Genomic DNA, 11,584 nt, shown 5'->3' with positions numbered 1-11,584 from the left:
TTCGACGGCGACGATGCGCTCGTCGTGCACGCCGGCCGCTTCGTCGGAGGCCAGTCAGACGATGGGCGGGCCCATGACCGAGGGGTCCAGGAAGCCGCGTCCCCCGGGTACGGCGTCGAGGGGCAGCATCCCGGTGACGGTCGCGCCCCCGGGGAGCAGCAGGTTGACGGTGACGTCCGTGTCGCGCAGGTCGGCGGCCATGATCCGGGACAGCGACTCGCTGCCGGCGCGCGAGGGCCCGTACGGGACGAATCCGGCGCGGCGCATGGTCGAATCGCTCACCGAGATGTTGACGATGCGGCCGCCGCCGGCGGCGAGCATCCGTGGCGTGATCTCGCGCGCGACCAGGAAGTAGCCGGTCAGGTTGGTCTCGATCACGGCGCGGAAGCCGTCGGCCGCACCTCCCAGAAGCCCTGCGGGCGCGTCATGAAGAGCGGGTCGACCGTGCGCATGCCGATCCCGGCGTTGTTCACGAGCATGTCGATGCCGCCGAGCCGCGACCAGGCCTGGTCGACCGCCTCGGCCACGGACGACTCGTCCCGTACGTCCAGTCCGATCCCGACGGCCCCCGGCAGCCCCTCGGCGACCGCGCTCGCCCGCCGCTCGGACCGGCCGGTCAGCGCGACCGTCGCTCCCGCCCCGGCCAGGGCGGAGGCCATGGCGAGCCCCAGTCCGCTCGTCCCGCCGGTCACCAGCACCTTCATCGGATCACACCGTTCCGCGAACGGCCCGCTCGCGCGTCGGCCGTGGTCTTCGGCAGCGTGGGAGCACGCATGGCCGCGACGCTAGGCCTTGGAGCGCGCGCGAGGTCAAGTCGCGAAGCGGGCCGTCGCCAGGAGCGTGCCGTCCGCGGCCAGCAGACGGGCGCCGGTCAGGGTGGCGGGGTCCACGGGGGCCGGGGCGCCCCAGTAGCCGTAACCGGCTCTGAGGGGGAAGGAGCCGAGGGGTACGGCGGAGCCGTCGGCCCGGACCAGGAGGCACCGCACCGGTCCGTCGGCCGCCCGTCCGCCACCGAGGTCGACGGACATGTACACCCAGCCGTTCCCGCCGGTGGCGTCCGTCGGATGCGCGTAGATCCGGCCCACCTCCCGGCCGCTCCCGGCCCCGTGCGGGGTGAGCAGCGCCGCCTCCAGGACGTGCGGCGACGGGGCCGCCACCTGGGGCGCGCCCTCCACCGCGGTGCCGACGGCCCAGCCGCCGAACCCGAAGGCCAGCGCCGTGGCCACCCCCGCCAGGGCGATCCGGAAGCGGCGCCCCCGCGTCCGGCGCCGGGCCACCGGAGCGGGGACGGGCGCGGGGGCAGGGACGGGCGCGGGGGGCATCGCCCGTACCACCCGGCTCTCGAAGCCCACCGGCGGTTCCGCCCCCGGCAGCAGCCCGAGCAGCCCGTCCCCGACCGCCGTGAGCCGCTCCACATAGGCCCGGCAGTCCGGGCAGCGGTCCAGGTGGGCCACCGCCTCGGCCCGCTCGCGCGCGGGAAGGATCCCGAGCGCCAGTTCGGCGCCCTCCTCGCGCAGCCGCTCGCAGTCCATGCCGCTCACCGCGTCTCCTCGCTCTCCAGGAGCGCCCGCACCTTGATCGTCCCCGTCCGGATCCTGGTCTTCGCCGTGCCCAGCGGCACGCTCTCGAAGGCGGCGACCTCCCGGGCCGTCATCCCGTAGATCCCGGCCATCACCAACGCCCGCGCCTGCTCCCGGGGCAGTGCCGCCAGCGCCCGCCGGACCCGCTCGGCCGCGTCGTCGGCGAGCGCGTGCCGTTCCGGCGTCTCCGAGACGATCCCGACCAGCGTCTCCAGGTCCTCCGGGGCCACCGGGGTCGCGCGCCGGGCCCGCACCGCGTCGATCGCCAGGTTGTGCGCGATGGCCGTCAGCCAGGTCCGTACGGAGCCGCGCCTGCCGTCGTACACCTGGGCGTGCCGCCAGGCCCGCTCGAAGGCCTGCTGGGCCACGTCCTCCGCGAGCGCCGGATCGCCGACCACGGCGACCGCCACTCCGTAGACCGAGCGCTGGAAGCGGCGCACGAACGCCACCGCGATCTCCGGATCGCCCGTGGCGAGACCGGAGAGCAGTGCCTCGTCGGAAGCCCGCTCCAGCGGAAGGCCCATGCGTCCCACACCCGTGGTACGTCCGAAGTCCCCGAAGGGATCGTCCGATCTCATTGTCCGCCGGTTGTCCGCCGGACCCGCAATCCGGGCGCGGCCCGGCGCCGTATCCCCTGTGGGGGCACCACCGGAGGACCGAACGATGACGACACCACGTATCCGCGGACCGCGCACCCGCGCGCTGCTCGCCCTGTCGGCCGCCTCGCTGGCCGGCCTCCTCGCCGCCTGCGGAGGCGGTGGCGGTGGCGGTTCGAGCAGCGGCACGACCACACCGCCCCCGGCGCAGCAGAGCACGGCGCCCGCGGGCGCGACCCGGGTGACCGCGGACCTGGCCGACTTCAAGATCACCCTGTCCCGGCAGAGCTTCGCACCCGGCACGTACGCCTTCGTCGCGACGAACACCGGGCACCACGAGCACGCCCTGGAGGTCGAGGGTCCCGGCGTCGAGAGCCGCTCCAGCACCACTTCGCCGGGGCAGTCCACCACCCTCACGGTGACCTTGAAGGACGGGAAGTACGAGATCTACTGCCCGGTCGACGGACACAAGGACCTGGGGATGAAGACCGAGATCACGGTGGCCGGTTCCCCGGTCAACAAGACCGGCACCACTCCGGCCACTCCCGCTCCTCCGACCTCTCCCGGCAATGGCTACTGACCGGACCCGCCGCGTCGCCGTGCTCGTGCTGCGGCTGGCCGCCGCGGGCCTGACGGCGACGATGGGTGCCCTCCACCTCTCCCTGTGGGCGGACGGCTACCGCGACCTGGCCACCATCGGCGGCCTGTTCCTGCTGAACGGCGTCCTCGGCTGCCTCCTCGCCGTGGCCCTGCTCCTCACCCCGTACCGCTGGCTCGGGCTGGTCGCCACCGCCACCGCGCTGTTCACGGCGGGCACGCTCGGCGCGCTGTTCCTGAGCCTCACCACGGGCCTGTTCGGCTTCGAGGAGTCGGCGGACGCCGCGTGGGTCCGCCCCAGCATCGTGGTCGAGACGGCGGGCGTCCTCGTCCTGACCGCCCTGGCGGTGTCGGCGCTCAGCCACCGCCACCGCCCCGGCCGGCGCTGACGAGCCCCGACTCGTAGGCACTGACCACCAGTTGGGCGCGATCGCGCGCCCGCAGCTTGTGCAGGAGCCGGCCGATGTACGTCTTGACGGTGCCGCGGCTGAGGCGCAGGTACGCGGCGATCTCCGCGTGGGAGAGGCCGCGTGCCACGAGCGGCAGGACCTCCCGCTCCCGCTCCGTGAGCTCCGCCGGCAGGGAGCCCGGCGCCTGGTGGGCGTGGGGGAAGGCGGGCGAACTCGGCGATCAGGCGGCGGGTCACCGAGGGCGCGAGGAGGGACTCTCCGGCGGCGACCGTGCGGATCCCCGTGAGGAGGACCTCGGGGGAGGTGTCCTTGAGGAGGAAGCCGGCCGCCCCGGCCCGCAGCGCGCCGTACACGTACTCGTCGAGGTCGAAGGCGGTGAGGACGAGGACGCGCGTCCCGGCCGTCTCGGGAGATCCGGCGATCTGCCGGGTCGCCTCGATGCCGTCCATGCCGGGCCTCCCGACGTCCCTCAGGACCACGTCCGGGCGCAGTCGCCGCGCGCTCTCGACGGCTTCGGCGCCGGTGCCGTCCTCGCCGACCGCGGTCAGCCCGGGGGCGGTGTCGACGAGCATCCGGAAGCCGCCCCGGAGCGGGGACTGGTCATCGGCGACGAGCACCCGGATCGGTTCGGTCACTCGGTCGCCTCCTGCCGGCTCGGGGCCGTCTCGTGGGCGGGGCCGTACGGGAGACGGGCCGACACGGCGAAACCGCCGCCGGCCCTCGGCCCGGCCTCCAGCGTCCCCGCGTACATCATCACGGGCTCCCGCATCCCCACGAGGCCGTGGCCGCCCTTGAGATCCGCCCGGCCGGACACGGCCGCGTTCCCGGCCCCGTCGTCCGCCACCTCGATCCGCACGCCTCCGCGCGGATCCGCCGTGACCGTCACCTCGCAGTACGTCCCCTCGCCGACGTGCTTGATCACATGGGTCAGCGCCTCCTGCACGATCCGGTAGACGGTCAGCGCCGTTCCCGCGGGGAACGCGCCGGCCGACCGGACGCGGAGCCGGGTGCCGGCCGACCGGACGCGGAGCCGGGTGCGGACCCCCGCCTGCTCGGCGCGCCGGACGAGGGACGGCAGGTCGTCGAGGCCGGGAGGAGGCGCGGTCCGCGCCGGACCGGGGCTTCGCGTGCGCGGTACGGCGATGTCGCGCGCAGGACTCCCAGGGCGCGCCGCATCTCGGTGAGCGCCTCCGGGCCCACGTGCTCGATCGTCCGGACGGCCTCGCGCACCTCCTCGGGGCGTTCCTCGGCCACGTGGCGGGCGACCGCCGCCTTGACGACGATCACGCCGAGACTGTGCGAGACGATGTCGTGCAACTCCCCGGCGATGCGGAGGCGTTCCTCGGCGAACGCCTCCCGGCCGGGCACGAATCGCCCCCGGCCCGCGCCGAAAGGCTTGTCACACCGGTACCTTGAGCCACGGACGTACGGTGGAGTGAGGAGCGCAGGTGCAGGTTTCGACGCTCGGCCTCTGGGGAGCCGGAGCGTTCGGCGCGGTGATCGGGTGGATCGCCTACCGGACGCTGCGGCGCGCGGCCGGCGGGTCTCGGATCGCCGATCTCGTCACCGTCGTCGCGGCGTTGGGCGGCGGCGTGGTCGTCAACGACCGGTTCGCCGAGCCGGATCTCTTCGCCGCCTACGGCATCGGCCTGTTCGCCGGATTCTTCGGCTACTTCACGGCCGGTCTGCTGATCGACCGGTCCGAGGCCAGGGCGAAGGCCCGGCTCCGGGCCGGGGTGCCCGCGCAGGCGGCCGCACGGGAGGCCGGCCCGGGCTCGCCCTCCACCTCCACGACCTCCACGTGGATGGGCGAGGACTGAACGGCGCGGAAGCCCGGCCGCTCACCGGCCGGTGGCGCGGAGGCGGAGCGCGGCGGAGCAGTACGCCGTGTAGGCGAGCCCCAGGACGTTGCCCTTGCGCAGCAGCTCCATCCGGACCCGGTGCAGGGCGGGTCCGACCTCCTGGCCCGCGAGCAGGGCCTCCCAGAAGAGTTCGGCGAACTCGCCGGCGAGCGCCTGGTCCACGGTGATCTCGGTGCCGATGACGCCGGAGGCGCTGAGCTCGATGAAGGTGTCGACGAAACCCAGCCACGAGGCGGGGTCGCGGTCCGCGGTGTGACAGCCGTTGAGGAAGACGAGCGGGGCGAGCTCGTCCCACCGGTCCCATCCCTCGTCCACCGCCCAGGCCTTGAGGTCCTGCGGGAGGATCCGGTCCGCGAGGCCGATCTCCAGGACGGTGGCGCTGGAGTACTCGCTCGCGGCGGTACGGGGCCGGCGCCCGTGCCCGTAGAAGTACAGGCAGTCCCCCGGATCGGCGACGAGGGCCCGGCGCAGCTCCGCGCTCCGGTCGTACACGTCCATGCGCCGGAACCTCGTGCGCAGCGTGGCGAGGTGACGGTCCGCCAGGTGCTCGTCGAGGCGGTTGCTGCGGGCCACGGTGAGCACGGGTGCGGCGCCCGTGCGGCCCGCCGCGAGCCGCAGGCGCCGGCCGCGCGGGACGGACGGAGGGTGCTCGATGAAGTGGCGGTAGCCCCAGAATCCGTACGGGCAGAGCGTGTTGAGGCCGTGGGTGCCCGGCTGCGGGCAGGCGCGGGCCGAGGCGTCCCGCGCCACCTGGTCCCAGCCGGGCGCGCACGGCACGAGCTCCGCCTGGCTCTCGACGGGGATGTCGTACAGCAGGCTCCAGGGGAAGACGAGGTACTGGTGCTCCTCGCGGCAGATCTGGATCTGGGCGGGCTCCCGCAGGACGCGCATCAGCGCCGCCCGCTCGTTCCGGCCGCGCGCGATCATCTGGAAGAAGGACCAGCCGAGCCGTGCCAGCTTCGTCATGTCGCGGAACAGGTCCTCGGGCGACTTGCCGTTGTCCGGGCCGAGCGCGTTCTCCAGTCGGCGGTCCTCCCCCTCCCCCGTCCGTAAGGCGTGGCAGTCGAGCAGCGCCGCGCGCGCCTTCTCCAGGACGTCACGCACCTGGTGATCGCCGAGCCAGAAGGTGGCCACGGGGCCGTGCCGGGAGATGACGTCGATCGTCATCGTGCCGTCGGCGCCGCGCCCCACCCGTACGCCCGCCGTCCGTGCGGGCAGCTCGGCCAGCCCGGCGAACCCCGGCGTCAGGGTGTAGTCGACGACGGCCGCCGTCGCGCCGCCCGCGCTCTCCCGGGCGGCGACCCACGTGGTCAGGGACACCGACTGGAGCTGGTTGCCCCGGTACGAGACGAGCACCCGCATCCGCGCCGGGCCCGGCGCCTCCGGCGCGACGAACGGGACGTGCAGATACCGTCCCCGGTGCCCCTCCTCGCACACGTGCCGCGCGCCGGGCGCGCAGGGGCAGACCCAGCTCCGGCCCTTCCGGGGCAGGAAGAGCGGGTGCGCGACGGCCTCCGGCAAGGCGAAGTCCTCGCCGATGACGGTCACCTCCAGCCAGTCCCCGCGGCCTTCGTCGTCCGTGTGCGCGAGCGGCTCCTCGGGGAAGGGCCGGGCCTGCTCGGCGAGAAGGCTCGTCGAGGACAGCGCGCCGATGTCCACCCGGAGTTCGTACCGGCCCCCGGAGGCGAGGACACGGTCCTTCGGGACGGCCTGCCGGGACAGCGGCCAGACGACCGCCAGATTGAGGAACCGTTCCTCCTCGACCGGGGCGGGTGCGGCCGCGGAGCCGGGCGCGGATACGAGGCCGGTGACGTGCTCGGCCTCCCGCGGGAACACGACGCCCGACGGGAGCGGCAGGTCCCGTGCCGCGTAGTAGCGCCGGAGACGACGCTTGAACTTGCCCCCGAGCCTGGTCCCGGGCATGAGTTCAGGCCCGGGCCTGGGACCAGGCCTGCTCCTGGGACCAGGGGCGGTCGCAGGCTCGGGCCCAGCCGCAGGCTCGGGCCCGTAGCCCTCTCCGGCCTCCCTCACCGGGCCGGGCGGTGGAGCGCTTCCGACCGGCGCCCTGTCGCGGACGCGGTCGGGGACGCCGTCGGGGACGCCGCGCGGACGCTCCCCGCGCCTGGCCCGGAAGAGGGCCACCGTCTCCTCGGCCCCCCGGAACAGGGTCCTGATCGCATCGAACTCGAACGCGAAGCCCTCCTCGTCCACGTCCGCGTCGCGCAGCAGGAGTTCCCACCTGCGCCGGGCCCCGTCCGCCAGCTCCGGCCGGTGCCACAGGTCGGAGGCCCGCAGTGCGCGCAGCTCCTCCTCCAGCGCCCAACGCGGGGGCCACGCATACGCGTTGTCCTGCGGCACAGGTGTCGCCTCCATCGCTCCGAACCGGCCGGGGGTGCCATTGTGGATCCCCCGCGGAAGCGGGGAGCAACCGCCCCGGGACGGGAGGCCGGGCCGGAGTTCAGGTGCTGTTGGCGTCCAGGAGGCGGAGGGTCCGGTCGCTCGCGCCGCTGAGCGTGAGGGGGACGCCGAGGCCGACGCACATGCGGTGGGCGCGGGCGAGGGCGCTGAGGGTGGCGGGGCTGGGGTCGGCGGCCGGGACCGCGATGACCACCCGGACGGGGCGGTGCTCCTGGACGAGGGCCTGGATCTGGAGGGCGGCCGCGGCGCGATTGGTGACGTCCAGGTCGCGGTGGAGCGTCACGTGCAGGGCGTCGTGACGTACGGCATGGCTGATGAGCATGGTTCCTCCGCGCAGGAGACGAGGGAGGCCCACGGCTGGACGTCTGCGTGGGCGGTTCGTCCGAGGATGTCACGACTGGTGGCCCGGTGGCGTTCTCGTGACGTGCGTGCCGCGGAGTGTCCGTACGGCGGTGACGGGCGGGAGGCCGGGGCGACGGCATCGCGCCGGCCGCTCCGGATCGGTGGCGCCGGATGCGCCGGGGTCTGCCGGAAAGGGCCGGAGCCCGAGCCGCACAGCGGGCTCGGGCTCCGGCGGGGTGCACGCTATTCGCGCACCGGCGTGCTGCCCGCCTCCCGGACGGGCGTCACGCTCGTGGGTTTCAGTGCCAGTACTTCATGGTCGGACCTCCTCTCCCGCTCGTGGGCGCAGGGTGACCTCGAAGCGGTCGAGACCGCGGAGGGTCAGATTGCGCCGGTGTTCTGGTTCCGCGACCGCCCGTGCGTCCGGGTAGTCCCTGGCCAGGGCCCCGAGGACCGATCCGGCGAGCCGGATCGCCATGGACGCGCCCAGACAGGCATGGGCTCCGCGTCCGAACCCGAGGTGCGGGTTCGGGGCGCGGTCGAGTCGCAGCTCTGTGGGGTGGTCGAACCGCAGCGGGTCGTGGTTGGCCGCGCCCAGGAAGAGCGTGACCGGATCACCCGCCTTGATGGTGACGCCACCCAGTTCGGTGTCGGTGACGCAGACCCGGGCGTCCGCCTGGACGGGTGCGTCGTACCGGATGAGTTCGTCCACGGCCGCGGACGGGGTCGCCCGGAACGCGGCGAGCGCGCCGGGGGTGGTGAGGAGGGCGGCCGCGGCGTTGCCGAGGAGGCGTGAGGCGGATTCGTAGCCCGCGTGGAGGACGGCACGCAGACTGTTCCGCAGAACCGTTTCTGCCACGCCGCTGTCCGCCGCGTGCTCCGCCACGTACGCGATGAGCCCTTCCTCGGGCGGATCCGCGAGCCACCCGCCGGCGTACTCCGCGAGCCGGGCCCGGGCGGCGACGGCAGGTTCGTGCTTCTCGGGCCACAGCCCGGCGTCCATGCCGTCGACGACGGTGCGGGACATGGGCACGAACCAGTCGAGCTCGGGCGCGGGGACGCCGAGGAAGGCGGTGACGAAGCGCAGGGCGACCGGTTCGGCGAGCTCTCCGACGAAGTCGAAGGAGGGCCGGTCGGCCAGTCCGGCGAGCAGGTCCGCGATCCGGTGCTCCAGGCCGTCGTGCAGGGCCTGGCGGTCCTGGGCGCGGAAGCCGTCGAGCAGCAGGTGCCGGATGGCGGTGTGCTCCGGCGGGTCGAGGGTCTGGACGCTCAGCAGGGGAGCGGGGATGTCCTCGCCGGCACGGCGCCAGTCGGAGGCGAAACGGTTGCTGTCCGTGAGCACCGCGAGGCAGTCGGCATGGCGGGTCAGGACCCAGGAACCGAGCAGTTCGTGCCAGAAGACCGGGGTGGTCTCCCGCAGGTGGGCGTAGGCCGGGTAGGGGTTCCGCAGGATCGACGGACGGGCCAGATCCAGAATCGGGTCCACGGCTGCCGCTTGCTCCACGAAACGTCTCCTCCTGCACATCGGGCCTGGTCGAGGCCTTGGCCACTATCCGAAGTCGAGCGTACGAGACGCCGTTTCACCGGTGGGTGGAACGTCTCGCTGTTTCTTCACCGACGGTTCGCCGGCCCTTTCCCGTACATGATCCGATCCGAGCGCCGGTGACGCTACCACGCAACTGGGCGTACTGGTATGACTACCTGCCACAGATCTTTCACAAAGCTTCGGAGAGTTACGGAAGATGACCGGTCAAGACCAGACAATCGTTCACGATGTCCCGGTAAACGTTGCCCAACAGCCCAACCCCTACCCGCTCTTCGAGCGCATCCGTGAGCACGGAGTCGTCCAGCGGGTCCGACTGAATCCCACTCTTGAAGTCTGGATGGTCACCGGCTATGACGAGGCGGTGGCCGCGCTCACCGACCCGCGCCTCAGCAGCAGCCCCGTCGGGGTCAACGGCCTCGAGGAGGAGATGGCCCATCAGGAGCGCACCAACGTCCTGATGTCCAGCATGCTCGTGGCCGACGGCGAGAACCACACCCGGCTGCGCAACCTCGCCTCGAAGGCCTTCACCTTCCGCCGGGTGGAGGCCCTCGCGCCCCGCGTCCAGGCGCACACCGACGCCTTCCTCGACGCGATCGCGAAGCGCGGATCCGCCGACCTCGTCTCCGAGTTCGCGCTCCCGCTGCCGATGGCCGTCCTCAGCGAACTGATCGGCATCCCGGCCGAGGGGCAGCCGGACTTCGCTCGTCTCGCGGTCGGTCTCATCATGCCGCCCAACACCCCGGAGCGGCTCGCCAAGGGGGCCAAGGCGCGCGTCGAACTCACCGAGTTCTTCGAGCCGTTGATCGCCGCGCGCAAGGCGGACCCGAAGGACGATCTGCTGAGCGCGCTCTGCGCCGCGCAGGCCGAGGAGAAGATCAGCGACCGCGAGCTGACGGCCATGGCCATCCTGCTCACGCTCGCCGGCCACGAGACGACGGCGAGCCTCATCGCGAACGGCGTCCACGCCCTGCTGCGCCACCCGGAGCAGTTCGCCGCGCTGCGCGACGACCCCTCGCTGCTGCCCGGCGCGATCGAGGAGCTCCTGCGCTACGAGGGTCCGGTGAGCCGGGGCGTCGCGCGCTTCACGGTCGACGAGTACGAGATCGGCGGCGTCACCGTCCCGCCCGGCGAGATGATCATCATCGGACTCGCCGCGGCCAACCGCGACCCCGCGCGTTACGACCGCGCGGACATCCTCGACGTGGCCCGCCGCGAGGTTCCGCAACAGCTCGCTTTCGGCCATGGTGTGCATTTCTGCCTGGGCGCTCCGCTGGCCCGCGCGGAGGCCAGGATCGCGATCGGCACCCTGCTGCGGCGCTTCCCCGATCTCCGCCTCGCCGACCCGGACGCGGACCTGAGCCGGCGCGAGGGCATCCTGCGCGGCATGGCGACGCTGCCCGTGACCTTCACCCCGCAGGCGTGAGGGGGACGACGGTGTCGGTGGCGGAGTTCGACGAGATCGCCCCGGGGTACGACGAGTCGCGCGGCGGTACGGAACGGGCGGCCGGCTTCGCGGACATGCTGGCGCCGCTGCTCGACCCGGCGCTCCCGGTGCTCGACATCGGCGTCGGAACGGGCATCGTGGCGGCCGAGCTGACGGCGCGCGGGCACACCGTGCACGGCGTCGACCTCTCGCCCGGGATGCTCGCCCGCGCCCGGGCCCGGCTCGGCGCGCGGGTCGCGGTGGGCGACGCCTCCCGGCTGCCGGTGCGGAGCGGATCGGTGGACCAGGCGGTCTCGACCTGGCTGCTGCACGCGGGACCGGACAACCGGGCCGTCCTGGCCGAGGTCGCGCGGATCCTGCGGCCGGGCGGCCGCTACCTGGTCATTCCCGCGGGCGGGACACGCCCGACGGACGACATCGGCCTCCTCGTCGGGGAACTGGAGGACCGCCTCGACCCGGAGGGCAGCCGCCGCGACGGCCCCGAACAGCTGGCTCCGATCGCCGCGGCCCACGGCCTCGTCTACCAGGGCACGGCCTCCGAACGTCCGACGTCCTTCGCCGTGTCCCCGCGCGCGATGGCCGACTCCCTGACCCGCGGTCTCTTCACCGGCGCCTGGGCGGTGAACGGCGACTCCACCCGCCTGCTCGAAGAGACCAGAACCCGCCTCCTCGCCCTGCCCGACCCCGACGTCCCCCGCGTCCGGCAGTCGGCGGACCTGGTCCTGGTCTTCACCCGGTAGCCCCCGTGGTGGGCGATCGTTCCTCCCCCGGACTTCGTCGGGGGGACCC

The 11,584-nt window shown here is 73.7% G+C and carries 14 protein-coding genes and 1 pseudogene; 5 read left to right on the top strand and 10 right to left on the bottom strand.

Translation table 11 applies throughout. The annotated features are described in order from the left end of the window. Positions 1–54 precede the first annotated feature (54 nt). The 4 genes from ACFYUS_RS07105 to ACFYUS_RS07090 form a co-directional block, all read right to left on the bottom strand. Positions 55–378 carry an SDR family oxidoreductase gene (locus ACFYUS_RS07105; protein WP_388846765.1) on the bottom strand — a complete coding sequence of 108 codons (324 nt, stop codon included), beginning with the start codon at positions 376–378 and terminating at the stop codon, positions 55–57. Continuing rightward, entirely contained in the window at positions 375–704 is a 330-nt protein-coding gene (locus ACFYUS_RS07100; protein ID WP_388846763.1) for an SDR family NAD(P)-dependent oxidoreductase, read from the bottom strand. The genes ACFYUS_RS07105 and ACFYUS_RS07100 overlap by 4 nt, the downstream gene beginning before the upstream one ends. A gap of 105 nt (positions 705–809) precedes the next feature. Then, positions 810–1,532, bottom strand: a complete 723-nt coding sequence (locus ACFYUS_RS07095; protein ID WP_388847746.1) for an anti-sigma factor family protein — start codon at positions 1,530–1,532, stop codon at positions 810–812. Positions 1,533–1,537: 5 nt separating this feature from the next. Then, positions 1,538–2,104, bottom strand: a complete 567-nt coding sequence (locus ACFYUS_RS07090) for an RNA polymerase sigma factor (RefSeq protein WP_388846761.1) — start codon at positions 2,102–2,104, stop codon at positions 1,538–1,540. 139 nt (positions 2,105–2,243) lie between these two features. On the opposite strand from ACFYUS_RS07090, the gene ACFYUS_RS07085 reads away from it, so the two are divergent. Further along, on the top strand, positions 2,244–2,756 hold the full coding sequence (locus tag ACFYUS_RS07085; protein WP_388846759.1) for a plastocyanin/azurin family copper-binding protein: 513 nt from the start codon (positions 2,244–2,246) through the stop codon (positions 2,754–2,756). Further along, a complete protein-coding gene (locus tag ACFYUS_RS07080; RefSeq protein WP_388846757.1) occupies positions 2,746–3,162 on the top strand; it encodes a hypothetical protein in 417 nt (138 codons plus the stop codon). Before ACFYUS_RS07085 ends, ACFYUS_RS07080 begins: the two co-directional genes overlap by 11 nt. On the opposite strand, the pseudogene ACFYUS_RS07075 reads toward ACFYUS_RS07080, so the two are convergent. The 3 genes and pseudogenes from ACFYUS_RS07075 to ACFYUS_RS07065 form a co-directional block, all read right to left on the bottom strand. After that, positions 3,131–3,755, bottom strand: a pseudogene (locus ACFYUS_RS07075) (LuxR C-terminal-related transcriptional regulator). The gene ACFYUS_RS07080 and the pseudogene ACFYUS_RS07075 sit on opposite strands and share 32 nt — an antisense overlap. Positions 3,756–3,814: 59 nt before the next feature. Then, entirely contained in the window at positions 3,815–4,126 is a 312-nt protein-coding gene (locus ACFYUS_RS07070; protein WP_388846755.1) for an ATP-binding protein, read from the bottom strand. Positions 4,127–4,140: 14 nt separating this feature from the next. Continuing rightward, on the bottom strand, positions 4,141–4,551 hold the full coding sequence (locus ACFYUS_RS07065) for a histidine kinase dimerization/phosphoacceptor domain-containing protein (protein ID WP_388846753.1): 411 nt from the start codon (positions 4,549–4,551) through the stop codon (positions 4,141–4,143). Between the two features lie 80 nt (positions 4,552–4,631). Here ACFYUS_RS07065 and ACFYUS_RS07060 point away from each other — a divergent pair, with 80 nt between their 5' ends. Further along, positions 4,632–5,003 (top strand): hypothetical protein, encoded by a 372-nt coding sequence (locus ACFYUS_RS07060; protein WP_388846751.1) that lies wholly within the window; start codon positions 4,632–4,634, stop codon positions 5,001–5,003. 21 nt (positions 5,004–5,024) lie between these two features. Here ACFYUS_RS07060 and ACFYUS_RS07055 read toward each other — a convergent pair whose 3' ends face one another. The 3 genes from ACFYUS_RS07055 to ACFYUS_RS07045 all read right to left on the bottom strand — a co-directional run bounded on the left by ACFYUS_RS07055 (position 5,025) and on the right by ACFYUS_RS07045 (position 9,309). Next, on the bottom strand, positions 5,025–7,403 hold the full coding sequence (locus tag ACFYUS_RS07055; protein ID WP_388846749.1) for a CHAT domain-containing protein: 2,379 nt from the start codon (positions 7,401–7,403) through the stop codon (positions 5,025–5,027). 100 nt (positions 7,404–7,503) lie between these two features. After that, complete coding sequence (locus tag ACFYUS_RS07050) at positions 7,504–7,785, bottom strand: hypothetical protein (RefSeq protein ID WP_388846747.1); 282 nt, start codon at positions 7,783–7,785, stop codon at positions 7,504–7,506. 333 nt (positions 7,786–8,118) lie between these two features. Next, positions 8,119–9,309 (bottom strand): cytochrome P450, encoded by a 1,191-nt coding sequence (locus tag ACFYUS_RS07045; protein WP_388846745.1) that lies wholly within the window; start codon positions 9,307–9,309, stop codon positions 8,119–8,121. Between the two features lie 379 nt (positions 9,310–9,688). Between ACFYUS_RS07045 and ACFYUS_RS07040 the strand changes: the two genes are divergently transcribed. Continuing rightward, a complete protein-coding gene (locus tag ACFYUS_RS07040) occupies positions 9,689–10,774 on the top strand; it encodes a cytochrome P450 (protein ID WP_388846743.1) in 1,086 nt (361 codons plus the stop codon). After that, positions 10,771–11,535, top strand: a complete 765-nt coding sequence (locus tag ACFYUS_RS07035; protein ID WP_388846741.1) for a class I SAM-dependent methyltransferase — start codon at positions 10,771–10,773, stop codon at positions 11,533–11,535. Before ACFYUS_RS07040 ends, ACFYUS_RS07035 begins: the two co-directional genes overlap by 4 nt. The last annotated feature ends 49 nt before the right edge of the window (positions 11,536–11,584 follow it).

The organism is Streptomyces sp. NPDC004284 (assembly GCF_042874035.1).
GTDB lineage: Bacteria > Actinomycetota > Actinomycetes > Streptomycetales > Streptomycetaceae > Streptomyces.
This window is presented reverse-complemented; position numbering and strand designations above follow the sequence as displayed.